The sequence below is a fragment of the Roseibium sp. genome (genome assembly GCF_965233565.1).
Lineage (GTDB): Bacteria > Pseudomonadota > Alphaproteobacteria > Rhizobiales > Stappiaceae > Roseibium.
In genome coordinates this window covers 6,153,023-6,175,202 of the sequence record NZ_OZ247494.1, presented here as the reverse complement: position 1 = coordinate 6,175,202, position 22,180 = coordinate 6,153,023, and the positions used below count along the sequence as shown (strand labels likewise).

The following is a 22,180-nucleotide window of genomic DNA, read 5'->3' as shown; positions in this document are numbered from 1 at the left end:
CGCGCTAGGTCCCCGTCTTCAAGGTCTCGAAAAAGGCGCGGATTTCATTGGAGATGGAATTCGCGCTTTCAGACATTCGGCTTGCAGCAGATCTCAAGTTGGCAGCCGCGCCATCGGTCGTTTCGACGGCGTCACCGACGCCGGATATGTTTTCATCGAGTGTCTGGGCGCCTGCCGCAACAGTTTGAACACTGTGTGAGATTTCCTGGGTCGCTGCCCCCTGTTCCTCGACCGCAGCGGCGATAGATGCTGTCATCTCGTCCAGTTGATTGACGACTTCCGAGATCGACTGGATGGACGCCACGGCGTTGCCGGTGCTTTCCTGGATTTCGGTGACCTGCTGGCTGATGTCCTCGGTTGCATTGGCTGTCTGCTCTGCCAGCGTCTTGACCTCGCTGGCGACCACTGCGAACCCCTTGCCTGCATCCCCTGCCCGCGCTGCCTCGATTGTTGCGTTAAGCGCCAGCAGATTTGTCTGTTCTGCAATGGCCTGGATGAGACCGACGACGTCGCCAATCTTCTGCGCGGCACCAGCCAGACTGGCAACCTGCTGGCTGGACTGTTCGGTACCGCCTGCCGCCTGGCTGGCGATCTGCGACGCGCCGGTGATCTGCTTGGAGATTTCCTGGATCGAACTGGAAAGTTCTTCCGTTGCCGATGCCACGGTCTGCACACTGAGATTGGACTCGCTGGATGCCGTGCCCGCGGCGCTCACTTGATCCCGGGCAGACATTGAGACAGCAGCGAGCTGTTCAGCTTCATTGGCGACGCCCCGGGCATCTTCGTCAACCGACGCAAGTGGGATTTCCACGCTCTCCTGAAACCCGCTTATGGCCCGGTTCAGTCTGTTCGTCTGTTCCGCTCGCTCCTGAAGAAGCCGTTCTTCGTATGTGGAAATCGCCAGATCCATGTCCAACATGACCGCAGAGGTCACGTGGTTCAGCATTTTGCCAAGGTTTTTGCCGGACAGCCGGTATTTGCGGACGAGAAACTCATGCAACCTGATCAGCACAAACCGGTATCCGGCAATGTACCAGCGTGGCTCGAGACCAATTTTGCAATGGACATGACCAATCCTGTTGATGCTGTCACGATAAGCCTGGTCGAAGCCGCTGGTAAACAATTTCTCCCAATGCCGCTTTTGTGCGGCAACCAGACGTGGCTGCTGGTCTCCCACCAGCGCCGACAGCTCAGGACGGGTTTTGACATGCGCGTAGAATTCGGCCAGCACGCCATCCAACGCAGGCTGCAGAACCGGCCACAAGCTGGCAAGTTCCCTTATCGTTTCCTGGTCAATCTGCGCAAAATTTAGTCTCGTGTGAAAGTCATTGTCCTGATCAAGCATTCGATTCACCCTCAAAAACTGACCCTAGGTCACTCTCGAAACATGAACAAACCCTGAATTGCTCACAACGCCTGCCTCAATTCACGATTACTTTCAGCTAGCTGAAACTTACTCCCTAGCCAGAACTGACAATACAACTTTAAAGAGACGCGCCCCGATCACAACCGACTTACAGCCATGACACGAATCGGCATAGATTCAAGCATGAGGCCTCCTGCCTGCTTCCTTGCAAGCTTCGCTTCCTGTTTCAGCAGACCGACCGAGAGGCAGGCTTGCTATTCCCCCGGCTGAGATACCGGTTTCAGGTCCGAGGTTTTGGTCTGCCTGCGCTCCAGCCTGATCAGTGTGTCCGCTCGGGTTCCCGGCAAATGGTGATCGGGCCAGATTTCCAGAGCGTTGACCAGGTCACCTCTTGGATAGTCGGCAAATACCCTGTCGCGAATTGTCTTTGAGATCCGCGCGCGGCCCATTCCAAAGACGTCACACATGGCGCCTCGTGACAGAAGATGGGCCTCGGCCCCATGAAGGCGAGCAGACACATAACCATTCAGATGGAGGCCGATCGCGTCGGAAATCCTGCGCACCTTGGCGCGGTCATGTCCCTTGCCGACGAGGTGATGCCTGCACCTTTCGGCGCCTGAAACAACAAAGCAACACTGCCCTGGCTCGGCCGACCGGCCTGCCGCCAGACCGACATCGTGCAAGATGGCTGCCGCAAAGAGAAGTTCCCTATCGACAGACAGGCCCCTGTACCCGCCAAGCAGCAGCGCCCAATAGTAAGTTCGCCAGCTGTGTCGCATCAGTTCCAGGTTCTGAACGTCATCAGCAAATTCAAGAGCGTCGCTCACAAGAGCTGTATCCGGTGGCTGCAACCCCTCCAGTTCGGTGCCGTAGGCATTCATCAGGCCCAATCGGCATTTTACATTGTCGGCCACCTGCAGCGTGAACATGCGTCCCATGTTGAAAATCAGCCGCGCCTTTTCGCTGGTGGTCAAGCGCCCCTTGCTGAACTCACCCTGGCGCCGGCCCCACTCAACCGTTCCCATCTCTGATTTGATTTCGGGCATGTCCCACAACCTTTCCATCACCGGCTCCTCTTTTTTTGTACCGTATCGCACAAAAATAGACATGTCGATTGTTTTATGCGAACTGGTATAAAATGAAAACCGAGAGCAAACGCGGACGGCCGAGGCAATTTGACGAAGAGATCGTACTCGATCAGATCATGCAGGTGTTCTGGCGACACGGTTACGCCGCAACCAGCCTCGATCAGATCGCCGCTGCAACAGGGCTGAACAGGCCAAGTCTCTATTCTGCGTTCGGCAGCAAGAAAGCCATGTATCTCAAGGTTATCGAGCGATTTGCCGATCAGATGCACATCCATCTTCGCGAGGCCGGCTTGACCCAGACCGGTGCAAATGCGCGAATGAAGGAAATCTTGTCCGCTGCAATCGATCTATACACCGGGAAATCGTTTCACACTGATGCGGCCTATGGATGTTTCGCGATCACCACCCTTCCCGCTGAGATAATGGACGACGCAGAGTTTCAATCCGCGCTTTCGCAGGTTTTGACGCGGACCGATCGCGGCTTTGCCTCCCTGATCCGGTATGAGGCCAATGGCACCATGGCAGAGCAGGACATTCAGGAGGTCGCTCAGCAACTGGCCCTGGTTTTACACGGCCTTTCCATTCGCGCCCGGGCCGGAGATCCTCCAGACCTCTTGAAGCGACTGGCTGCAAGCGCTGTGGACCGCTTGTTGCCAGAAACGTCAAAGAGCGTTGTGGAGAGTTAGGGAACTTGTCAGGCCGAAGGGAAGCGGCGTCCATAAACCTGTTTGATAACCTCCCTCGCGCAACATACGCGCGGTCCAGGTATTGCACCCCGAAAACGCGTTAAAACCGCCCCTGGCCGGGAAAAAAATGTCGTGGTCATCATAGGCCGCACCGATGATCGGAACCGGGCGGTCGTCTTCAACCAGAAAACTGTCGCTGATAGCTTCCTGCAAGCGTTTAAAGCTGGCGGCCTCCAGATCGAGAGCCAGAACCGTGTCCAGGTTCTCGGATATTGCTCCGGCCCGGCGGACATGCATCACAGAAGCATCCCAGGTCAGCGCATCGAGGACGGGACCGGCCCGAAGATGCCCCCAGGTCGGTGTCTCTATGTAAAAGGAACGTCCGCCCCAACCGAACACAATCCAGTGGACACCGGGATAGTCGAGTTCCAGTCCGCCTTCAGAGACAAACCCGAATGCCTGGAGAACATCCGGATCCGCAGGCAATGCAATATCCGTGTGAATGGGGTTCGACAGGATCAGGATTCGGCGCGTTTGCCCCTTGCCAGGAACAGCATCTCCAGGTTTCTCGTCAGAAACCAAAATCGGCCTCGGAATGAGAATTCCGAGGCCGATCGCAACTGTTAGGCCGAATACACTGGTCAGGAAAACCAGGACTGCGCGACGCAGTATTCGTGCCATTTCTGCCTGAACCAGATCAGTGATGAAGGATCTGGCTGAGGAACAGCTTGGTCCGCTCATGCTGCGGATTGGTGAAGAAGTCTTCCGGCTCGTTCTGCTCCACGATCTGGCCTTCATCCATGAAGATCACCCGGTTGGCGACTTTACGGGCAAAGCCCATTTCGTGCGTGACGCAAAGCATGGTCATGCCTTCCTCGGCAAGACCGACCATCACGTCCAGAACTTCCTTGATCATTTCCGGATCAAGCGCCGAGGTCGGCTCATCGAACAGCATGATCTTCGGGTTCATGCAAAGCGAACGGGCAATCGCCACGCGTTGCTGCTGGCCACCGGAGAGCTGTCCCGGGTACTTCAGCGCCTGTTCAGGGATCTTGACGCGCTCAAGATAGTGCATCGCGATCTCTTCGGCTTCCTTCTTCGGCATCTTGCGCACCCAGATCGGAGCCAGCGTGCAGTTTTCCAGAATGGTCAGATGCGGGAAGAGATTGAAGTGCTGGAAACACATTCCGACTTCGCGGCGGATCTCGTCGATCTTCTTCAGGTCATCCGTCAGTTCGATGCCGTCGACGATGATGTTGCCGGCCTGATGCTCTTCCAGCCGGTTGATGCAACGGATCATGGTGGACTTGCCGGACCCAGAAGGGCCGCAGATGACGATGCGCTCGCCGCGCATGACTTTCAGGTTGATGTCGCGAAGGACGTGAAAGTCGCCATACCACTTGTTCATGTTCTTGATTTCGATGGCGACGTCCGTGTCGGACACCTGCATTTTGGAGCGATCGGCAGCGATCTCTTCCGGATTTACAGCGTTCTCAGACATGAGATTTTACTCCAAGAGTGTCTTATGGCCGGGGCGCTGCGGGTCATCGCGCGCCCCGGAATTGGTGTGCTAGCGTTTGTGTCCCGTGTGCAGCTTCTTCTCCATGAAAATGGAGTATCGCGACATGCCGAAGCAGAACACGAAGAAGACAATTGCAGCAAAGAGATAGCCGGTGTGGCCCTGGCTCGGTGTCGACCAGGTCGGATCCGTGAAGGACGACTGGATCTGGCCGAGAAGGTCGAACATGCCGACGATCAGAACCAGGGTCGTGTCCTTGAACAGGCCGATGAAGGTGTTGACGATGCCCGGAATCACGAGCTTCAGCGCCTGCGGCAGAATGATGAGATACATCATCGGCCAGAAACGCAGCCCGAGTGCCATCGCTCCTTCGTACTGACCTTTCGGAATCGCCTGGAGACCACCACGCACGACCTCGGCCATGTAGGCCGCGGAGAACAGCGTCACGCCGATCAGGACGCGCAGCAGCTTGTCGAAGGTCACCCCTTCCGGCAGGAACAGCGGCAGCATCACCGAGGACATGAACAGAACGGTGATCAACGGAACACCGCGCCAGAACTCGATGAAGATGATAGACACCATCTTGATGATCGGCATTTTCGAGCGCCGGCCAAGGGCCAGAGCAATACCGAGCGGCAAGCAGGCTACGATACCGGTCACCGCAATGACGAGCGTCACCAGCAACCCGCCCCAGACAGCCGTTTCAACGATCGGCAGAATAACCGCATCGCCGATCACCAGACCGGTCAGCAGGAAATAGGCCACGATCGGGAAAACGACCAGGAACAGGATCGCGTTTGTCTTCTTGAAGGGCGCGCTCGGGATCGCAAGCGGCACCAGCAGAAGCAGGAACAGCGCATAGACGATGTTCACACGCCAGATTTCATCGACCGGATACCGACCATAAATGAACTGCGGCAGATACGCCTTCACATAGGCCCAGCAGGCGCCGCCATGACCGCCATCCTGCGGCAGACAGGCCTCACGGTTTTCACCGGTCCAGACCGCGTCGATCAACGCGAACTGGATGAAAGGCGCGACGATCGAGTAGGCAAGAAGAATGCCCACAACCGTCAGAATGGTGTTGCCGATGGAGGAGAACAGGTTCTGCCGCATCCAGCCGATGGCACCGGTGGTCGAGACCGGCGCCGGCATACGCGGCGCCTCCTCGGTTCGGATCTGAAAGATATCAGTGTTAGCCATGATTGCGCTCCTTACCGTTCCACGAGCGCCATGCGCTGGTTGTACCAGTTCATGAAGGCCGACGTGAGCAAGCTGAGCGACAGATAGACTGCCATCCAGATGCCGATGATTTCAATCGCCTGACCGGTCTGATTGAGAACCGTGCCGCCAACGGACACGAGGTCCGGGAAGGCAATGGCCACCGCCAGAGACGAGTTTTTGGTCAGGTTCAGATACTGACTGGTGAGGGGCGGAATGATCACGCGCATGGCCTGCGGGATCACCACGAGACGCAGCGTCGGACCATTGCGCAGGCCAAGGGCATGCGCGGCTTCCGTCTGGCCATGCGAGACCGCCTGGATACCCGCACGCACGATCTCGGCAATGAACGCCGCCGTGTAGATCGCCAAGGCAGCCGTCAGAGCCAGGAACTCCGGAATGACGTTGATACCGACATTCAGCTCAAATCCCTGCCGGATGCGCGGCCCGGTATCAATGAACACCGGATGCTCCAGATGCATCGGCATGCCCATGACCAGATAGGCCAGTAGCGGTAGGCCGATGATCAGGCCGACAGCCGTCCAGAACATCGGAAATTGCTGCCCAGTCGCATCCTGGCGTTTGTGTGCCCATCGGGAAATCACGACACAGGCGACGATTGCCACAACAAGTGCGATACCGATCATGAAGGACCCCGGTTCCCAGATCGGCTTCGGCAAACGAAGGCCGCCGATATTCAGGTGAACCGTGTCAAACAGTGACCACTTCTCGCGTTTGCCCGGCACCGCCCGCAAGACTGCAAAATACCAGAAGAAGATCTGCAGCAGCAGCGGCACGTTGCGAACCAGCTCGACATAGCAATAGGCGATGCGGTTGATCACCCAGTTGTTGGAAAGACGTGCAATTCCAACAACAAAGCCGATAATTGTCGCAAAGAAGATGCCGACAATAGCAACGAGGATGGTGTTGAACAGGCCGACAACAAGAGCCGTGCCGTAGCTCGACGTCTCCGAATAGGGCACCATCGACTGGATGATGCCGAAACCGGCCGTGTTTTCAAGAAAGCCCCAACCGGAGGCAATGTTTTGCCGTTCCAGGTTGGCGATCGTGTTGGTAACGATGAAATACCCAAAAAAGACCAACGCGGCAATCAGGAGCACCTGATAAAACAGCCCGCGGACTTTGGGATCGTTCAACAGCGAAGCACGCGCCGGCGCCCCCGCCGAGTCCTGCTCCATTACTGACATAGAACCTCGCCCAAGTTTTCACGAAAGAGCCCGGCCCGAAGCCTCTCCTCGATCGTGACTGTACTGCTTCCCTATCGCGCCTTGGCAGCACGCCCCTATCGTTGGAAGCAGTCTGTTCCCCCACGCGATTTCGGACTGATGTCCTTTTTTTATGCGTGGAATTTATTGAGGGTTCCGGCAGTGACCCGCCGGAACCCCTTCAATCCTCAGTCAAAGATGAGGATTATTAGCGGACCGGCGGAGCGTACATGAAGCCGCCGTCGTTCCACAGGGCGTTCACGCCACGGGAGATGCCGAGCGGAGTGTCCGGACCAACGTTTGCGTTGAAGGACTCTTCGTAGTTACCGACGTTCTTGACGATGTTGTAAGCCCAGTCGTTGCTGAGGCCGATGGCTTCACCGAACGCGCCTTCAACGCCGAGCAGACGCTTGACGGACGGGTTGTCGGAAGACTTCATTTCGTCAACGTTTTCAGACGTCACGCCCAGCTCTTCAGCGTTGAGCATGGCGTTGAGGGTCCATTTTGCGATGTTGAACCACTCATCGTCGCCCTGACGCACAACCGGACCAAGCGGCTCTTTGGAAATGATTTCCGGCAGAACCATGTGGTCGCCCGGGTTGGTCAGCTTCAGGCGCTGAGCGTACAGACCGGAAGCATCCGTGGTGTAGACGTCGCAACGGCCGGCATCATATGCAGCGACAACTTCGTCAGCTTTTTCGAAAGCGACGATTTCGTACGGCATGTTGTTTGCACGGAAGTAGTCAGCAACGTTCAGCTCGGTCGTGGTACCGGTGTTGGTGCACACGGACGCGCCGGACAGTTCCAGAGCGGAGGTCACGCCCAGGTCCTTGCGAACCATGAAGCCCTGACCGTCATAGTAGTTCACACCGGCAAAGTTGAGACCCAGCTGGGTGTCACGAGACATGGTCCAGGTGGTGTTGCGGGACAGAACGTCGACTTCGCCGGACTGCAGAGCGGTGAAACGCTCTTTAGCGGACAGCGGGGTGTACTTTACAGCGGAAGCGTCGCCGAATACGGCAGCGGCCATCGCGCGGCAAAGGTCAACGTCGAGACCGGTCCAGTTCCCCTGTGCGTCCGGGTTAGAGAAGCCCGGAAGACCCTGGCTCACGCCACACTGAATGAAGCCCTTAGCCTTGACGTCTTCCAGCGTCGTTGCACCGGCAGCCGTCGTCGCGGCGACTCCCATAGCAGCGCCGATTACGAGCGGAAGGATTTTTTTCGACATGGATATGCAGCCTTTATTTGTTACCCATACTTTTTTACGTCGGGTTCTTTAGAAAGAGGTCGTCCCCGTCTCGCGTTCCGGACGGTTACCGGCCTTGACAGCCGTTTCCTCCAGACCTCAATCGTCCCAACCCAACGGCCCCCATACGATGGCATTTAGCCGTTCGAGTCAAGTACTTGCTTCAAGTATCTCGTCAAAATTCTGGTGCAGTTCGCCAATTCCAGCCTCATTTGCTGCACAAACAGCGAACATGGCTAATCTGAAATCATCCAATGCCTAAAAAGGCTTCAATCCATTTAAACACCTTCGCGGCTTTGTTAACGCTACCGACAATTTCCATGACAATATTGGCCAGCCGGGAAAGGAATTGTTGACCAGCTTGCAGGTGCAAACGAGATGACTAAAGTGTGCCGTCTCTACCGGGCCGCGCGGGCCCGCCTTCCCGATACCACCCAGGCACCAGAAAACATGTCCAGTTCCGATTCCCGCTCCAAGCTGAAGCCCGACACCCAGCTCGCCCATGCAGGGCGCGATCCGCTCGGCTTTCATGGTTTTGTCAATCCGCCAGTCGTACATGCATCGACCGTGCTCTACCCCGATGTCGGCACCATGGTCACGGGCGGACAAACCTATTCCTATGCCCGACGCGGCAATCCAACGACTGATTCTCTGGAGGGCGCCCTCAAGGAGATTGAAGGCGCGGCCGGTGTGAAACTGGCCAATTCCGGCCTGAACGCCATCGCGCTGGCGATCCTGTCCTGTGTCAAGGCGGGAGATCATATTCTGATTGCAGACACAGCTTATGGCCCGACCCGGCATTTTGCCGACACGTTCCTGCCCGGCATGAACATTGCCGTGGAGTATTACGACCCGCTGATCGGTGCGGATATCAAATCGCTGTTCCGTCCGGAAACCACAGCAGTGTTTACAGAGGCGCCAGGGTCGCTGACCTTTGAAATGCAGGACGTTCCGGCCATTGCGGCGGCCGCCCACGAGATCGACGCGACTGTCTTGATGGACAATACCTGGGCCAGCCCCCTCTTCTGCCAACCAATCGCGTTCGGTGTCGATCTCTCCATCCAGGCAGGCACCAAATATATTGTCGGCCATTCCGATGTCATGCTTGGAACGATCGCTGCCAGCGAGAAGGCCTGGAAGGGTCTCGACACCCTTCACGGCGCCATGGGGAGCCACGTTGCACCGGATGATGTTTTCCTCGGGCTGCGCGGTCTTCGTACGCTCTCCGTCCGACTGGAGCGCCACCAGCGCAACACCCGCATTGCGCTCGACTGGTTGAAGGGCCAGGAGCAGATTGGCCAGATCCGCTATCCGGCGCTCGAAACGGATCCGGGCCATGCCCTGTGGAAGCGAGATTTCTCGGGAGCCTCCGGGCTGTGCGGATTTGACTTCAAATCCGGTACCACCCAGGAGCAGGCCTATGCGTTCCTCGACGCACTGACCCTGTTCGGGCTCGGCTATTCCTGGGGCGGGTTTGAAAGCCTGGCCATTCCGGTCCGCCTCAAGGGCATGCGCTCAGCCACGAAAGTCGACCCGGACCTGCAGTCCGTGCGTCTTCATATCGGCCTGGAAGATCCAGAAGATCTGATCAAGGACATGGCACACGCGTTCGACAAGGCTTTCGGGTAATCACAAGGAAAGGCCCTGTGGCGCGGCCATGGCCGCGCCACAATCCATCAAGCAGATTACTGTTCCCGATCCATGAGTTTTTGCCAGATGCGCTCAAACTCGTCGGCTTCTATGTCCTGAATGCGAAACTCTTTTGATTCTCGCGCCTGTTCCAGACCTTCCGTGACAGGAGCTTGTGGCAACTCACCATCATTTCGCCGGGTTTCTCTTGATGCCAGGCGAAAGCTGCCATCACAGTAAATCTCGATTGATCGCTGCGCCCATCCGTCTGGACCACAGGCCCAGTAAAAGAAACTTGGCTCTGTCGGCGCAGCCTCGATCCACAACACCTTCAGATAGCGCATGGCCATTGTGTCAGATGGCCGGGTCGTTCCGCTTTTCCTTGAAGATCAGCCAGAGATTGCGGAAATAGATCAGCAGACCGAGCCCCTGCCCGGCAATGAATACCGGATCCTGGCGCTGCACGGCGTAGACCAGCAGCAAGGAGCCGCCGGCGATGGAAAAGAACCAGAACGCCACCGGTACGATGGAGCGGCCGACACGCTCCGAGGCGAGCCACTGGATCACGAAGCGCATCATGAACATGAACTGGGCGACAAAGCCCAGAATGATCCAGAAATCAAATTGTTGAACAAAGACGACGTTTAGCCAATTGAGCAGTGCGTCCATGGTGCAGTTCCAGTTGGTTCAGACGGGTTGCAGACCCGCGTGTGTGATCTTGATTTGTGGCGGTAATCAGGTGAGCGGCCGCACTTGCGGGATTTTCTTGCGTCTGCGCCGCAGCCACCAAACGCCGAAGAGATCCAGGACACCGATCAGGGCACGATCGAAGATACCGTATTTGGAGGTACCGTGACGACGCTGGCGATCCTGCACGTCGATATGCGTCACGCCGTAGCCCTCACGGATCACGAGTGCCGGCAGAAACCGGTGCCAGCTGTCGAAATAGGGCAGCTGCAAAAACACATCTCGGCGCAGGGCCTTCAGGCCGCAACCGCTGTCGCGGGTATTGTCGCGCAGGATGGCGCCGCGCAGCTTGTTGGCAAACCGGGAAGCATAACGTTTTGCCAGGCTTGCCTTGCGTCCGAGACGCTGACCAGCCGCCAGTGCCACCGCCGGCCCAGCTGCCTCCAGCGCATCCAGCAGATCCGGGATATAGGCCGGGTTGTTTTCACCGTCACCATCGATGGTCGCAACCACGTCGCCGCGCGCGTGCTGAACGCCCGTTCTCACGGCGCAGCTTTGACCGCAAGAGCTTTCGTGGCGAACCGGCCGCAGCCAATCGTGGGTCGCTGCGTAATCCTGTAGCACGATATCGGTGCCGTCCGTTGAGCCATCGTCGATCACGATGACTTCAAAACGACGCCCGCTCAAAGCCTCTTCTATCTCGTCGAGCAGGATCGGCAGATTTTCCGCTTCGTCCTTTGCCGGCACAACAACCGTAACGGCAAGTTCGCCCCGACCGACCGACAGCCCGTCCAGAAAGCTCTGTGTCATATTTGGGTCCGTTCCTGTTCTTCCACGGGAGGCACAATCCGGTCGGCACCGCGCTGTCCGCGCATGACCTGCCACACCGCCCGACAGCAGGCCCTGGCGGACCGCGCGTTCATGTTCGGCACGATCTTGCCGGTGGAAGTCATATGAAAACCGATGCGGCGGCGCGCCATGGCCCGTACCGTGAAGAAAGTGAATGTCATTCCAAGGAGCGTGCCGGCAATGACATCGCTCGGGTAATGCGCGCCCACCATGACCCGGCTGAAGGCCAGCCAGAAGGCCCCGACAACAATCAGCCAGCGATAGGCAGGAAAGATAAAGGCGAGCGCCGTTGCCAGTGCGGCGACGGTGGTTGAGTGGCCGGAAGGAAAGCTCGTGTAGGTTCCGTCAAAGGCCAGAAAATCGAACCGGACCGGCCCGACTTCTTCATAGAGTTTGGGCCGGGCGCGGCCGAGCGACCATTTGAAGACGATCGCGATCAGACCGGTTGCTGCAACCGAATAGAAAATGAAGGCCGCATAGGTAAAGAGCGATCCGATCGCCATGCGCAGACGAAAGCTGTAGCGCCCGGCCTCCTGCGCCAGCAGCGCAAGGCATGTCAGGCCTGTCGAAATCAGGATCCAGTCCGCCTTGCCGAAATCGGTTACCGACCGAAAGGCGGATCGATACTCACCGGGCAAGGACCGAAGCCAGGGATAGGTGGGAATATCGAAGGCAACAACCGCGATACCGACCGTCAGCAGCAGCACGGCAAGGATGTCCTGCGGCCTTTGTCCCGGCGGCAAAACGCCCCTGTTCTGCTGCGCACGATCCTTGCGGCCTGAGAACAAGATGGCAGCCCGCCGCATATTCCCGCGCATGCGTGCCAGGATATGCCAGACAAATTTATTGCTGCTCTGCATTGCCGTTTTCTGTACCCGTGACCGACTTGGCATTTTGATAAAGTGCGATGTCAACGTCATCGCCGCCGTTTATGTTGAGGCCGTCTACCCTTTTTCGCGCCTCAGGCACAAGACCAATCTCTTTTGAGGCCGCCAAAAACGCCGCTTCTTCCCGGCTTTCTATCGCTGCGATCCGGCAGGAGCCTGGCTCCGCGGATGCCGGTTCGGCCAAAAACTCTGCGGCCCCCTTCGGAGAAATGATCTTTGTCTGCGTACCCTCCAGGAAGATGAAACTCGGCTCATGAAAGCCCGAGGTCACCACCTGCCGGTGGCTCTGGTCCGCGCATCCGGGCAGATCGTCAAGCGCCGCGACCAGTCTTGGGCTCACCCAGATCGGCGACAAGGCCGGTCCGACGAAGCCCCAGACGCCGACGGCAACGCAGATTGCCGTCAGGCAGACGGCGGGCATGGCATAGAGCGCGGCTCCCCTTAGCAACCGCCCCGCGGCCGCCAGACCGAAAACGGCTCCAAGGGCAACTATGACGACGCCCGGCGGTGACGGCCAGGTGCCCAGAACGAATGGTCCGGCAAAGGCAGCCACGGCGAGACCAACAGCCGGCAATCCCAGAAGGATTGCTGCAATCCAGCGCAGGGATTTACGGCTTTCTGCGCCTGCCCCCTCCATCATGGCCGCCGCAACCGGCAATGCCAGCGCCGGGAGAAGAGGCATTGTATAATGAGGCAGCTTGGTGGCCACGAGTTCGAAAATGACCCAGCTGGGTACGAACCAGCAGACGGCGAAAACGACCAGCGGGCTTTTGCGCTCCTGCCAGATCAAGGGAGCAGCCAGAAGAAAGAAAGCGGGCAGCGGCCAGAAAACCCCGAGCATGGCGCCCAGATGGGTGAGCGGCGGCGCCCCATGCCCTTCCTGCCCCTGCCCCACCTTGCCGAGCAGATCTCTACCAATCGCTTCGGTGAAGAAGGTGCCGTCCGTTGCAATCCAGATCGCCACGAACCACGGGGCAACCAGAAGCAGGAACCAGATGCCCCCCACCAAAGGCGACGCGGCCTTGAACCAGACGGCTTTTCGCGTCAGAACCATCAGGCCGATGATGGTGGTGCCGACGACCATGAGCCCGACCGGGCCCTTGATGAGAACGCTGGCCGCCAGGGCCGTCCAGAAAACAAAACTCAGCCCCCAGAGCCGCCTGCCGGGGTTCTTGAGCCAGATTCGAGCCAAAGCTCCCTGCGCAACGATGACTGTTGCCATCAGCATGGCATCTGTCTTGGCAAGTCTGGCTTCAACTCCGACAATGATCGCCAGGGCGACAAAACAGCCGACAAGCAAAGCTCCGGCCGGGCCCATGAAGGCGCGCGCAAGCCAAAAGGCCGCCAGAACGCTTAGGGTCGCCCCCAGAATGGACGGCAGCCGGTAGACCCAAAGCGGCGCGTCAGCGCCGTTTCCGGTCAGTTTTGCTGCGGCTGCCTGCATCCAGTAGATACCGACAGGCTTCTTGTGCCGCGCCTGCTCCTGGAACCGGATATCAACGTAATCCCCTGTCTCAAGCATCTGCTTGGTCGCCTGGGTGTAGCGCGGTTCATCGCGATCAAGCGGCGGCACGTTCCATTGGCCCGGCACAAACAGAAACAGCGACAGCAAAAGAAGCAGAAACGGTGCCGTGATGTCGTGACCGAAAATATGCATCCAGACGGGTTTACGCGGCGCTTTTGGCGCATCGGCACTGTCCTTGCCTGCAGCCTCGGCAGCCGGGCCGGAGGCCTCCACCTTCGCGGCCTCGTCATCCGCCTTGGGGGCTGTGTCGTTTTTGTCGGCCATAAAATCCTAGATCCAGTTCTGTCCGGGGAACGGTAACCCCGTCTTGCAAGCATCTCCTACATGAGCTTTTCAAAAAGGGAAACAAGTCCATGCCCGTCAACCCTGAAGGGCCAGGGAAAAGCCCGCCTTTCGCCCTCGCCGCAGCGTGCGCCGACCCGGCGCACCATTTGCCAAGGCTTGTTGACCGGTCACGCCAGCGTGGCAAGGTGTCTGCTCAGAGACTTGCTCAGCCTCAGGGGGTGCTCCCGAAATTGCCTTGACCATCACACTGCGGTCTCAATGGATGCGGCAGTCCGGCCGGATGCTTTCAAATTTTCATCCGGCGCTCTATCGTCTGTCTGTTGAATCATCTTTGAGACACATGGATTTCCAATGACATTGATCGCCCACATGACCGACCTGCATTTGCGGCCGCGCGGTCTTGCCTGTTACCGGGTCTCCGACACCAACATGCTGGCGGAACGTGCCATTCTGTCCGTAAAGGCACTGGACCCGCAGCCCGATGCCCTGGTCATCACCGGGGACCTGACTGACCGAAGCGACCCACGCGAATACGCTGTTGCAAAGCGGATCCTCTCCCGTCTGGACATGCCGGTCTATCTTCTGCCTGGAAATCACGATTCGACGGCAAATATGCGACGTGAAATGGCTGGGTATCCTGGACTGGCAGAGAACCCGGATGGCAAGATCAGTTACTGCGCCGACATCGGCAGCGTTCGCCTCATTGTGCTGGACACCTATCTGAGTGGAAGCCCCTGCGGCGAAATCGGCCGGGATCAACTGCGCTGGCTGGATGCAAGGTTGCGCGAAGATGAACGCCCGACCCTGATCGCGCTCCATCACCCGCCTGCCCTGTCCGGAATTCGGCATATGGATAATATCGGCCTCACCGATGCGCCGGCCCTCGAGGAAGTCGTTACACCCCACGCCCATGTGGAACGGTTTTTATGCGGCCACTTGCATCGGCAAATTATTGCCAGCTTCGCCGGAAGAATAATGACGCTTGCACCAAGCACGGGCCATCAGGTCGTGCTCGATCTGAGCGAAGACAGTCCTGCCCTGTTCAACTTCGAACCGGCGGCTTATTTCCTGCACTATCATTCAAAGGAAACCGGAGTTGTGACCCACATGGCGTATGTGGAGAATTTCCCAGGCCCCTATAACTTCTTTGCAGACGAAGGTGTCGTCTGGCCAGGGGACGAACGTTGATCTTCCAGGCGACCGATACCCGCGGCTTTTTCCCGGTTCTTCTGGGCCTGTTGCTGGCCGCGGCGCTTAGCGCCTGCAGCGCTTTGCCAGGCGGGGGCGAGCTTGAAGACAAGACCGTCTTGACCAATCAGCCGGTCGACCAGTCCCAGATGCTGTCCATGTTGAACGCCTATCGCCAGCAAAACGGTCTGCCTGCGCTCAGGCTGGATCCTGCCCTGGACAAGGTGTCTCAGGACATGGCTCGGCACATCGCCGAAAGAGACAGCATGCAAACCTGGGCCCACAGTGCGTTTGGGCTCTCCCAGCGTCTCGACAAGGCCGGTTACGCCAATTACGCGGCCGCAGAGAACCTGGGCGCAGGCTATGCCGATCTCGCAGCGGCGTTTCGTGGCTGGCAAGGGTCGGAAGGCCACAACAAGAACCTGCTCAACCCGTATGTCACGCGGGTCGGCATCGCCAGAACCAACCGAAATACCGGTAAATGGCGCAATTTCTGGGTGATGACCCTTGCACGCCCTTTTGCCGACGGGCGCCCGACGGTTCGCTGAAAAAAGGGCGGGATTGCCCCGCCCAAGGTTTCTTCCAGAGATCGGATGACCCAGTCGTCATCCGGACGCAAAGATCTCAAAACCTGAGCTCTTGAGTCAGGTTTTATTAAGGCCTCAGCCGTGTCTCTGTCAACGCTTTGGCCGAACCACTTTTTCAAAACGGAAACGGTCGGTCCGCAAAGGCGGCTTCAGTCAACGGTTTTTGGAGCGCTCCCCATTTGACCGGCGCTTCATAAAGTCGCTTTTTGCCGAACCGCGGTTCCCACGTGCACAGGTCTGGCGACAGCAGCTTGATACACGGAATGTCCAGGTCCGGGCGTGTTGCATCGAATTCCCAGATCGAAAGGCTCTGCTCCTTGCAACTCTGCAACAGCGCTTCGTCACTAAAGCGTCTAGACAGCTGTTGGTCCGAGGCGGGCCTGGCATCCTGAAGGGGCAGATCTTCCAGGATTGACCGGCGGCGCGCATAGGCAAGCTGTTTGGGAATGCGAACCATCTTCTCGGAGGCCGGATAGGACTTGTCCATCAATTGCAGTGCGTTTTCCGACTGCAGCAGCTCTTCCAGTGCGCTGCTGCAGGCAGAGGCAGCGTCCCACCCTGCCGCCGACCCAAACGCACAGGTCCGTCCGTCCGCATCATGAGAAACTGCTATTGCAACCTGCACCGCCAGATCCGTCTGGAGCAGATAAACACCCCAGCGACGAGGTCCTGCATCCATATGAGCCACAAGCTCTGGCGACAGGATTTCGCGCAAAATTCCCACTGGTAGAAAAGTTATCCCCAGGCGGTTGTACCACGTCAGGGCAACAGCATCGCGTTCAGCCAATTCCAGTAAAGCGCGTTTGCGCGCCTCGTCACGGCTGGGCCAGACTGCACAACCAACGCTTGATGCAAGAGATAAAGCACCGCCGATAGTGCGTTCGCTTTCTTGCAACAAAACCGCAAAAGCAGGCAGCTCAAGCAGGCCATTTCCAGTGATACTGGCCAGTTTGACCCGCCGCGCGGAGAAGCGATTCCAATCAGGATCTGCGGCCGCTGTTTTCTGAAAGCCCTGGCCAAAACGCTGCGTTACCACAGCCTGCTGCGCGGCACTCAATCCAACGAAAGAGAGAAAATCTACTTGCGGTTGCCCATTCCCTGTCAGAAACACCCGCGGATCGTGATCGCCCAGACTACAAAGACTTACGCGCTCGGCCAGCTCCCCCAAACAACTTAAAGTTGCTTTTTGCAGGCTATTTCCCTGCCCGCCCGCGGGAATTGACAGTCCCGATTGGGCTGATTGCAACGACGGCTCTGCTGGCAGTTTCAGGATGCCGGTACAAAAATGTACCGGACATTCCGGTCGCTCCATCGGCACCAGCTTGATCTGGTAACGCTCCAGGAGCGGAACGAACAGGCGCAAACCTTCATCCACCATCCGCAATTTAGGCATATCGCCGCCATGATCGGAAGACAAAAGGCCAACGCGGACCAAATCCGCAATGACAGTTTCGCCGAGGTTCGACAGCTCTGCCGGCGGTTCAAGCCGCCCCTTCGGGTTGCTGATGTCCATGGTCTGCACGCTATCCCCTTAGGTAAAGTACTTTACCTCACCCAGTAATTGCACTCACCCGGGATTCTTTTGACTACTATTGTGGGTAGTCCCAACTTCATTCTACATTCATTTCGAAAGCAGTCAGACAGTAGTAAAGAACATCTACCCACATAATTTTACTAAAGTTTGACCTAATTCAGAAAAGCCGGGTGACCATCCAACCACCAGGCAAGTTACCGTGCAACCTTAACTTCAGGAGGCTCATTATGCACGCCAATTCTTCTTCTGCTTCCACCTTGGAACTTGGCGCGAAACTTGGCGCGATCATCCAGGACAGCACTGCCCGTGAACATCTTGTCGAAAACTCGGAAGAAGTTCTGGCGGATCTCGGTGCCCGCAGCGATCTGACCATCCTCGCTGACACTGCAGACCTGGTTCACCTGATCATCCCGGCCGAAGTCGATGCCGCCCGGGTCGCCGCCAATGACGAAAGCTATTTCGAGGAGCTCGGCAAGCTGGCGCTTGGCACCTGCATGTACGACGATATTCCTGAGTAAGGTCTCACTCACGAAACGCCTTGCGGGCTATTTGCCCGCAAGGCAACCCTTTGCGTCAAACAATGAGGCAATCATGGCCCGATTTCCCTACTACAGGCGCAACATAGTTGCCTTGGGGCGCCTGCTCGCAGAAGCCCGGGTTGATCCGGAAAAGCGGGCAGCATTGAAAAATGCTCCGCAACAGATTCTTTCAGATCTTGGTCTGCCGGAACATGTAACCAAGCTCATTTCATTCGAAGTTGTCGACGGTGCAAGCTCAGACGTCGTTGCTCTTCCCTATCGTTTGAACGAGAAGCGTGTCAGTCAGGGAAACCGGGAGTATCTGAGCGGACTTGGAGCTATGTTCCAGGCACAGGTCTTAAAAACAGGCCCTGTCGCCGAAGAAAAATCGCTTAACTAGATCGACACCCCTGTTGTAGTTCAAACGCGTCTTAGGATCCAAGAAGAAGTTCACGCGTTTGCCCCATTCGTCAGGATCCTGCTGTCCAAGTCCTGTATTTTGAATGATAGCGGAATAGCGATCATTGTATCGATTCAACACTTCAACTGCTTCGTCCTGCTTACCTGCGCAAATAAGTGCAGCAATTCTGGTTGTGAGGCCTGACATGCTTTTGAGGGATGTTTTCTCGATGAACTGAAGCGATGTTTCATAGTCCTCGGCTGCAAATAGTATGTTCGAGTAATATTCGAAGAATACCCTTGGCACAGCGGAAAACAGAGACATCGCAAACTCTGCCTTGTTCCTAGCCTGTTGAACGTCACCGGCAAGAGCGAGACCTTCGGCCACCGACATGAGATTTGCCGGATCGACAGAGTTTAGCCGGCCGGCTTGTGAAAAGGCTTTTCTCGCCTGGTCCGACATATTGGATTGGATCAGCGCCCAGCCATAGGCCCTCTGGTTCACAGGTTGCCATGGATCCAGCAAGACAGCGTGTTCGCAAAGCGACAGGATTTCGTCCATTGCCAAACCCAATTCCCGGTCCTCAATCGGGTAATGCGTCAATTGCTTCATATTTATCAACGCCTTGGCAGAAAAAACCATCGAGAAGTTGCTGTGCCGCTTCTCCAGATCGTTCAGCAATTGTAGCGCTTTAAAATCGGATTGTGGGTCGAAGTCCCACATCAGAGCTTCTGCCTGGCACCATCTTGCGAAAGCCGCATTGTTGCCGGGATTCCTCAACTTACCGGTAGCATACAGATGAATGCGACTTATAGTCTGGCTGGCGGCAGCCTGAAGACTCTCCCACATGTTGAGATCGACGATTTCATTGAAAACGATGCGCCCGTCCGTGCGGTCCTCAAACTGGATAGCAACTTTGCTCCCATGTCCGTTGTGCCGAAAACGTAACAAATAGCTCCCTAAATCGTGCCCTTTGACCAAGGTTGGCGCTGGCAGATTTTCCTCGCCGAAATACTCGGCTTGATAAAGATCGAATGATCTGAACGAAGACAGACCTGCGACGATCTCTTCTTTGAGGTTCAATGCGTCCGCGAGTTTTGGATCCGCAATTGTGGCGGAAAGGATTGAGATCTCGGGCAGACGGATAATGCTCTCGCTATTTGGAAGCGTATTCGCTGCGTCAAACGATGCCTGGTCCGACTGTGGAGCGGATTGCTCGAACTCATTGTCCGCCAACAGCGCTTTCGTTTCCGGCTCCGGCTCCGGCTCCACATCCAGGTGAAGGCGCATTTCGCGCACGCAGGCCTGATACTGCTGTTCTGCCCGCTCGTGCTGGCCGAGTTTCTTGTAAAGCCGGATCAGGACCCTGTGCGCAGCTTCATAAGCCGGATCGATCTTCAGGAGGAAGCGGCCGCCAGCTTCCACCCGCACGCCGCCGTCTTCAGTGGAGATCTGATTGAGATGCTGGAACGCAGCGCTGGTGACTTCGTTCTGAACCCGTTCCCGCTCAACCATCAGCCACTCGGAAAACTCCGGATCGATGTCCTCAAAGCCGCTCAGGAAGTCTCCGCGCCACAGCTCCTCCGCTTCATGAAAGTCCGCGGCCAGACCGCGTTCGATCAGCTCCATGACGCGCGTCAGGTCCGAAGAAAAGACTGCCGGATCCAATTGAACGTGCCCCGGGGAAGACCGCACGACATCAATACTGCCGGCTTCTTCCGCCGTTTTCAGCTGGCGCAGAGCCTGTCGCAGGGACTGCATCGCCTTGTGCCGGTCCGTACCGGACCAAAGCAGGTCTGCCAGCGCCTCGCGCGGCGATGCCAGACCGCCACTGCGGCACAGATATCCCATAATCGCCAGTGCCTTACGGGTTTTCACCGCAACCGGTTCCTGCCCCTTGCCCAGCAGCAAGGGTCGACCGAGACAGGCGAAGCAAAAGGCGTTTGCCATCAATTCCCCGTAATTGAAATTCACTGTTTTTCAGCTGCTATCGCGCAACTGCGAATACCATGCAACCTGAAACACAACAGCACCTTATCACGCTCATTTCACGCTGCAACAGCATGCTTTTTCGTGGATGGTCACAGCAGCTCAGCTGCAAACGGCAATTTAAATACTGGTGGGTAGTATTATGTCTATGAAAGTCACCCCTGATCGCCCTGAAGTCGAACAGGAACCTACAATCGAAGCGATCAAGCGGATGATCCGCTACACCAAAAAGGAATCGGACAAGGACGGTCGCACGTTCTGTTCCTATTTCCTCGACATGGCGCTCCAGTCCCTGGAAGACGGGTCTGAGGATGTCGACATGATTCTGAAGACCAAGATCACACCTCTCATGGTGGGGCAGACAAAGGCAGAGACGGCAAAGGCCGAGTCTGTCTGATCGCTGACAGGCAATTCCGCGCATCAACCCATAAGCATGTTGGCTGGTGCGCGGTAGCGGCATGTTCGGCGCGTGAACATGTCTGACACCAACCGCGTCTGGTCTTCGAATCAAACCGTCTGCCTGCAGGCTTGGGACCTCTTCCGTCCGCGCAGACGGCGCTGGTGTCTGACCGATGGCGTACGAAGTTCCGGTCGGCCTGCTCCAGGCGACCCGAAATCGGCCATAAGAATACCTGACTTCCTGGAAAAATGGCGACCCCGGCAGGATTCGAACCTGCGACCATTCGCTTAGAAGGCGAGTGCTCTATCCAGCTGAGCTACGGGGCCGTTTGAGAGGCTTGGATCAGCCTCTGAAGTGTCTTCGCCGAAACAAGGGCTGAAGTCGATCCGCTTTTGCCGGTTTCAACAGGCAATCAAACATTCGACTTTGATCTGGGAGACGGCCGGCCGCTAGTGCGTCCAGGGCGCAACCCTATTGAACTTGAAGTTGTCGGCATAGGCTGCACCGCGCACCTTGCGCTCCTGGGCCTTTTCCACCCGGTGCGGAATGCCGTGACGTCTGGCATAGGCGACCGCTTCTTCCTGGCTTTCGAAGTAGAGCTTGATCTGCTGCTTCATGTCGGACGAAGAGGTATAGCCCATCAAAGGCTCCACGGATTTGGCCGCCTCCGGCTCATAATCCAGCACCCAGCGCTGGGTCTTCGCCTTGCCGGACTGCATGGCCGTTTTTGCCGGACGGTAAATGCGCGCAACCATATGACTGTGCCCTCAAATCAAAACGCGGAACGTCTGTTTCCTCACCCCCAGCTTTTTCCCGCCTTTGCCCGCGAAGTCAACACCGATCTTGGCGCTTTGCTCAATCATTGCCTGCCAGGAACGGGACACAACCCAAGAAAGGTCACGTTAACGGTATTGCGCGTTGGCGGAAGCGTGACACTTTCGTGACATGACAGATGCCACCTCTGCGTGCTAAAAACTGCCGTAACGTGACTTGGGCTGTGACCATCCAACCGGCCCTTTGACACACATTCTTAGGGCACTGGCCTTGACCGGCCGGGCCCTGTGGCATGGGCGCGGCTCATAATAACAACAAGGCTAGCAATATGTACTATGAGTATCTGAAGCGGTTGGACACACCTGTTCCTGAACATGTGCAGCCGATCACGACGGAAGGGCTCACCTTGAAGGCCGCCATCGATGCGGCCAACCTGACTGAGATGTGGGACATGATCCTGACGCTCGATTATGGTGTTGGCGATCCGGATCAACTGTCTCCCGAGAAACGCGACGAGTTCCTCAACGTCATGTCGCTTCTGCTGCAGGCGTTTGAACGGTAACCGTTAAAACCAAC

At 57.1% G+C, this 22,180-nt stretch carries 23 protein-coding genes and 1 tRNA gene; 8 read left to right on the top strand and 16 right to left on the bottom strand.

Going from position 1 to position 22,180, the window contains the following annotated elements; genetic code table 11:
- Window positions 1–4: 4 nt before the first annotated feature.
- Window positions 5–1,345 (bottom strand): protoglobin domain-containing protein, encoded by a 1,341-nt coding sequence (locus ACO6TG_RS28070; RefSeq protein ID WP_422376223.1) that lies wholly within the window; start codon window positions 1,343–1,345, stop codon window positions 5–7.
- A gap of 275 nt (window positions 1,346–1,620) precedes the next feature.
- Window positions 1,621–2,430, bottom strand: coding sequence for an HD domain-containing protein (locus ACO6TG_RS28065; RefSeq protein WP_422376222.1), 810 nt, complete (start codon window positions 2,428–2,430; stop codon window positions 1,621–1,623).
- 74 nt (window positions 2,431–2,504) lie between these two features.
- On the opposite strand from ACO6TG_RS28065, the gene ACO6TG_RS28060 reads away from it, so the two are divergent.
- Window positions 2,505–3,140, top strand: a complete 636-nt coding sequence (locus ACO6TG_RS28060; RefSeq protein WP_422376221.1) for a TetR/AcrR family transcriptional regulator — start codon at window positions 2,505–2,507, stop codon at window positions 3,138–3,140.
- Here ACO6TG_RS28060 and ACO6TG_RS28055 read toward each other — a convergent pair.
- The 5 genes from ACO6TG_RS28055 to ACO6TG_RS28035 all read right to left on the bottom strand — a co-directional run bounded on the left by ACO6TG_RS28055 (window position 3,117) and on the right by ACO6TG_RS28035 (window position 8,334).
- Entirely contained in the window at window positions 3,117–3,821 is a 705-nt protein-coding gene (locus ACO6TG_RS28055; protein ID WP_422376220.1) for a TIGR02117 family protein, read from the bottom strand. The two genes, ACO6TG_RS28060 and ACO6TG_RS28055, sit on opposite strands and share 24 nt — an antisense overlap.
- Before the next feature lie 16 nt (window positions 3,822–3,837).
- Window positions 3,838–4,641: an amino acid ABC transporter ATP-binding protein gene (locus ACO6TG_RS28050; protein ID WP_094070574.1), complete on the bottom strand. Its 804-nt coding sequence runs from the start codon at window positions 4,639–4,641 to the stop codon at window positions 3,838–3,840.
- A 69-nt stretch (window positions 4,642–4,710) separates the two neighbouring features.
- Window positions 4,711–5,862: an amino acid ABC transporter permease gene (locus ACO6TG_RS28045; RefSeq protein WP_422376219.1), complete on the bottom strand. Its 1,152-nt coding sequence runs from the start codon at window positions 5,860–5,862 to the stop codon at window positions 4,711–4,713.
- Between the two features lie 11 nt (window positions 5,863–5,873).
- Window positions 5,874–7,088, bottom strand: a complete 1,215-nt coding sequence (locus ACO6TG_RS28040) for an amino acid ABC transporter permease (protein ID WP_422376218.1) — start codon at window positions 7,086–7,088, stop codon at window positions 5,874–5,876.
- A gap of 226 nt (window positions 7,089–7,314) precedes the next feature.
- On the bottom strand, window positions 7,315–8,334 hold the full coding sequence (locus ACO6TG_RS28035) for an amino acid ABC transporter substrate-binding protein (RefSeq protein WP_422376217.1): 1,020 nt from the start codon (window positions 8,332–8,334) through the stop codon (window positions 7,315–7,317).
- 468 nt (window positions 8,335–8,802) lie between these two features.
- Here ACO6TG_RS28035 and metC point away from each other — a divergent pair, with 468 nt between their 5' ends.
- Complete coding sequence (gene metC, locus ACO6TG_RS28030) at window positions 8,803–9,981, top strand: cystathionine beta-lyase (protein ID WP_422378961.1); 1,179 nt, start codon at window positions 8,803–8,805, stop codon at window positions 9,979–9,981.
- Between the two features lie 56 nt (window positions 9,982–10,037).
- Here the strand turns inward: metC and ACO6TG_RS28025 are convergent, their stop codons facing one another.
- From ACO6TG_RS28025 to ACO6TG_RS28005, 5 genes are all read right to left on the bottom strand, one after another.
- Window positions 10,038–10,325 (bottom strand): DUF6881 domain-containing protein, encoded by a 288-nt coding sequence (locus ACO6TG_RS28025; protein WP_422376216.1) that lies wholly within the window; start codon window positions 10,323–10,325, stop codon window positions 10,038–10,040.
- 10 nt (window positions 10,326–10,335) lie between these two features.
- Window positions 10,336–10,650 (bottom strand): lipid-A-disaccharide synthase N-terminal domain-containing protein, encoded by a 315-nt coding sequence (locus ACO6TG_RS28020; protein ID WP_094070569.1) that lies wholly within the window; start codon window positions 10,648–10,650, stop codon window positions 10,336–10,338.
- Between the two features lie 66 nt (window positions 10,651–10,716).
- The gene (locus ACO6TG_RS28015; RefSeq protein WP_422376215.1) at window positions 10,717–11,478 is read right to left on the bottom strand and encodes a glycosyltransferase family 2 protein; all 762 of its coding nucleotides are present in this window, start codon (window positions 11,476–11,478) and stop codon (window positions 10,717–10,719) included.
- On the bottom strand, window positions 11,475–12,377 hold the full coding sequence (locus ACO6TG_RS28010; RefSeq protein ID WP_422376214.1) for a phosphatase PAP2 family protein: 903 nt from the start codon (window positions 12,375–12,377) through the stop codon (window positions 11,475–11,477). Before ACO6TG_RS28010 ends, ACO6TG_RS28015 begins: the two co-directional genes overlap by 4 nt.
- Window positions 12,361–14,193, bottom strand: a complete 1,833-nt coding sequence (locus ACO6TG_RS28005; RefSeq protein ID WP_422376213.1) for an ArnT family glycosyltransferase — start codon at window positions 14,191–14,193, stop codon at window positions 12,361–12,363. The genes ACO6TG_RS28010 and ACO6TG_RS28005 overlap by 17 nt, the downstream gene beginning before the upstream one ends.
- Window positions 14,194–14,565: 372 nt before the next feature.
- Between ACO6TG_RS28005 and ACO6TG_RS28000 the strand changes: the two genes are divergently transcribed.
- Window positions 14,566–15,402 (top strand): phosphodiesterase, encoded by an 837-nt coding sequence (locus ACO6TG_RS28000; protein WP_422376212.1) that lies wholly within the window; start codon window positions 14,566–14,568, stop codon window positions 15,400–15,402.
- On the top strand, window positions 15,399–15,950 hold the full coding sequence (locus ACO6TG_RS27995; RefSeq protein WP_422376211.1) for a CAP domain-containing protein: 552 nt from the start codon (window positions 15,399–15,401) through the stop codon (window positions 15,948–15,950). The genes ACO6TG_RS28000 and ACO6TG_RS27995 overlap by 4 nt, the downstream gene beginning before the upstream one ends.
- A 154-nt stretch (window positions 15,951–16,104) precedes the next feature.
- Here ACO6TG_RS27995 and ACO6TG_RS27990 read toward each other — a convergent pair whose 3' ends face one another.
- The gene (locus ACO6TG_RS27990; RefSeq protein ID WP_422376210.1) at window positions 16,105–17,502 is read right to left on the bottom strand and encodes a YcaO-like family protein; all 1,398 of its coding nucleotides are present in this window, start codon (window positions 17,500–17,502) and stop codon (window positions 16,105–16,107) included.
- 248 nt (window positions 17,503–17,750) lie between these two features.
- On the opposite strand from ACO6TG_RS27990, the gene ACO6TG_RS27985 reads away from it, so the two are divergent.
- Together ACO6TG_RS27985 and ACO6TG_RS27980 are read left to right on the top strand one after the other, a co-directional pair.
- Entirely contained in the window at window positions 17,751–18,041 is a 291-nt protein-coding gene (locus ACO6TG_RS27985; protein WP_422376209.1) for a hypothetical protein, read from the top strand.
- A 73-nt stretch (window positions 18,042–18,114) separates the two neighbouring features.
- On the top strand, window positions 18,115–18,441 hold the full coding sequence (locus tag ACO6TG_RS27980) for a hypothetical protein (protein ID WP_422376208.1): 327 nt from the start codon (window positions 18,115–18,117) through the stop codon (window positions 18,439–18,441).
- On the opposite strand, the gene ACO6TG_RS27975 is transcribed toward ACO6TG_RS27980, so the two are convergent.
- Window positions 18,400–20,391 carry a BTAD domain-containing putative transcriptional regulator gene (locus ACO6TG_RS27975; RefSeq protein WP_422376207.1) on the bottom strand — a complete coding sequence of 664 codons (1,992 nt, stop codon included), beginning with the start codon at window positions 20,389–20,391 and terminating at the stop codon, window positions 18,400–18,402. The two genes, ACO6TG_RS27980 and ACO6TG_RS27975, sit on opposite strands and share 42 nt — an antisense overlap.
- 181 nt (window positions 20,392–20,572) lie before the next feature.
- On the opposite strand from ACO6TG_RS27975, the gene ACO6TG_RS27970 reads away from it, so the two are divergent.
- Window positions 20,573–20,827: a hypothetical protein gene (locus tag ACO6TG_RS27970; protein ID WP_094070560.1), complete on the top strand. Its 255-nt coding sequence runs from the start codon at window positions 20,573–20,575 to the stop codon at window positions 20,825–20,827.
- Between the two features lie 252 nt (window positions 20,828–21,079).
- On the opposite strand, the gene ACO6TG_RS27965 is transcribed toward ACO6TG_RS27970, so the two are convergent.
- A tRNA-Arg gene (locus tag ACO6TG_RS27965) sits at window positions 21,080–21,156 on the bottom strand.
- A 123-nt stretch (window positions 21,157–21,279) separates the two neighbouring features.
- Window positions 21,280–21,585 (bottom strand): ETC complex I subunit, encoded by a 306-nt coding sequence (locus tag ACO6TG_RS27960; protein ID WP_422376206.1) that lies wholly within the window; start codon window positions 21,583–21,585, stop codon window positions 21,280–21,282.
- A 347-nt stretch (window positions 21,586–21,932) separates the two neighbouring features.
- Here ACO6TG_RS27960 and ACO6TG_RS27955 point away from each other — a divergent pair, with 347 nt between their 5' ends.
- A complete protein-coding gene (locus ACO6TG_RS27955; protein ID WP_157738703.1) occupies window positions 21,933–22,166 on the top strand; it encodes a hypothetical protein in 234 nt (77 codons plus the stop codon).
- Window positions 22,167–22,180 lie beyond the last annotated feature (14 nt).

What these genes read in the sequence shown, in the direction of transcription:
- ACO6TG_RS28070 (WP_422376223.1), bottom strand. Translation starts at nt 1,345, where the DNA reads ATGCTTGATCAGGACAATGACTTTCACACGAGACTAAATTTTGCGCAG.
- ACO6TG_RS28065 (WP_422376222.1), bottom strand. Translation starts at nt 2,430, where the DNA reads ATGGAAAGGTTGTGGGACATGCCCGAAATCAAATCAGAGATGGGAACG.
- ACO6TG_RS28060 (WP_422376221.1), top strand. Translation starts at nt 2,505, where the DNA reads ATGAAAACCGAGAGCAAACGCGGACGGCCGAGGCAATTTGACGAAGAG.
- ACO6TG_RS28055 (WP_422376220.1), bottom strand. Translation starts at nt 3,821, where the DNA reads ATGGCACGAATACTGCGTCGCGCAGTCCTGGTTTTCCTGACCAGTGTA.
- ACO6TG_RS28050 (WP_094070574.1), bottom strand. Translation starts at nt 4,641, where the DNA reads ATGTCTGAGAACGCTGTAAATCCGGAAGAGATCGCTGCCGATCGCTCC.
- ACO6TG_RS28045 (WP_422376219.1), bottom strand. Translation starts at nt 5,862, where the DNA reads ATGGCTAACACTGATATCTTTCAGATCCGAACCGAGGAGGCGCCGCGT.
- ACO6TG_RS28040 (WP_422376218.1), bottom strand. Translation starts at nt 7,088, where the DNA reads ATGTCAGTAATGGAGCAGGACTCGGCGGGGGCGCCGGCGCGTGCTTCG.
- ACO6TG_RS28035 (WP_422376217.1), bottom strand. Translation starts at nt 8,334, where the DNA reads ATGTCGAAAAAAATCCTTCCGCTCGTAATCGGCGCTGCTATGGGAGTC.
- metC (WP_422378961.1), top strand. Translation starts at nt 8,803, where the DNA reads ATGTCCAGTTCCGATTCCCGCTCCAAGCTGAAGCCCGACACCCAGCTC.
- ACO6TG_RS28025 (WP_422376216.1), bottom strand. Translation starts at nt 10,325, where the DNA reads ATGCGCTATCTGAAGGTGTTGTGGATCGAGGCTGCGCCGACAGAGCCA.
- ACO6TG_RS28020 (WP_094070569.1), bottom strand. Translation starts at nt 10,650, where the DNA reads ATGGACGCACTGCTCAATTGGCTAAACGTCGTCTTTGTTCAACAATTT.
- ACO6TG_RS28015 (WP_422376215.1), bottom strand. Translation starts at nt 11,478, where the DNA reads ATGACACAGAGCTTTCTGGACGGGCTGTCGGTCGGTCGGGGCGAACTT.
- ACO6TG_RS28010 (WP_422376214.1), bottom strand. Translation starts at nt 12,377, where the DNA reads ATGCAGAGCAGCAATAAATTTGTCTGGCATATCCTGGCACGCATGCGC.
- ACO6TG_RS28005 (WP_422376213.1), bottom strand. Translation starts at nt 14,193, where the DNA reads ATGGCCGACAAAAACGACACAGCCCCCAAGGCGGATGACGAGGCCGCG.
- ACO6TG_RS28000 (WP_422376212.1), top strand. Translation starts at nt 14,566, where the DNA reads ATGACATTGATCGCCCACATGACCGACCTGCATTTGCGGCCGCGCGGT.
- ACO6TG_RS27990 (WP_422376210.1), bottom strand. Translation starts at nt 17,502, where the DNA reads ATGGACATCAGCAACCCGAAGGGGCGGCTTGAACCGCCGGCAGAGCTG.
- ACO6TG_RS27985 (WP_422376209.1), top strand. Translation starts at nt 17,751, where the DNA reads ATGCACGCCAATTCTTCTTCTGCTTCCACCTTGGAACTTGGCGCGAAA.
- ACO6TG_RS27980 (WP_422376208.1), top strand. Translation starts at nt 18,115, where the DNA reads ATGGCCCGATTTCCCTACTACAGGCGCAACATAGTTGCCTTGGGGCGC.
- ACO6TG_RS27975 (WP_422376207.1), bottom strand. Translation starts at nt 20,391, where the DNA reads ATGGCAAACGCCTTTTGCTTCGCCTGTCTCGGTCGACCCTTGCTGCTG.
- ACO6TG_RS27970 (WP_094070560.1), top strand. Translation starts at nt 20,573, where the DNA reads ATGTCTATGAAAGTCACCCCTGATCGCCCTGAAGTCGAACAGGAACCT.
- ACO6TG_RS27960 (WP_422376206.1), bottom strand. Translation starts at nt 21,585, where the DNA reads ATGGTTGCGCGCATTTACCGTCCGGCAAAAACGGCCATGCAGTCCGGC.
- ACO6TG_RS27955 (WP_157738703.1), top strand. Translation starts at nt 21,933, where the DNA reads ATGTACTATGAGTATCTGAAGCGGTTGGACACACCTGTTCCTGAACAT.